Source organism: Thermodesulfovibrio sp. 1176 (assembly GCF_029946585.1).
Classification (GTDB): Bacteria; Nitrospirota; Thermodesulfovibrionia; order Thermodesulfovibrionales; family Thermodesulfovibrionaceae; genus Thermodesulfovibrio.
Genome location: NZ_JARZRZ010000018.1, coordinates 1 through 467, shown reverse-complemented (window position 1 = coordinate 467; position 467 = coordinate 1). Strand labels below are relative to the sequence as shown.

Here is a 467-nt window from a genome sequence, read left to right as displayed (position 1 = left end):
TTCCAAAGCATTACAATGGCAAGGATATCCTTTGCGAAGGCAAAGAAGCGTGTATTGAAGACTTTAAATTATTATCCACTCATCTGGCATTTAATCTGGATAAGTTTACTTCTGCAGGTATATATGGAAAATACTTTAATGGTCCAACAAGCTTTGATATATCTCAGGATGACTTTGTAGTGCTTGAGCTTGAACATTTAAAGGCCCTTCCTGATTTATTCAAGGTAGTAGTGCTTCAGGTTTTAAACACAGTTACAATGGATTTGTATCTCAGTAGTAGAGAAAACCCTCGTATGGTAATTATGGATGAAGCATGGCAGTTTTTGCAGGATACAGAGACTTTTCAGAAGGTTATAGAGGAAGGATATCGTAGAGCAAGGAAATACAAAGGTAGCTTCGGAATAATAACACAGTCTATTCTTGACCTTGAGCATTTTGGAAGAGTAGGACAGGTTATTAACTCAAAC

Annotated in this window: 1 protein-coding gene; it reads left to right on the top strand. The window is 36.8% G+C overall.

Annotated features, from left to right (window positions below):
* A partial coding sequence (locus QI155_RS10970; protein WP_281321679.1) for an ATP-binding protein occupies positions 1–467 on the top strand: 467 nt, incomplete at both ends.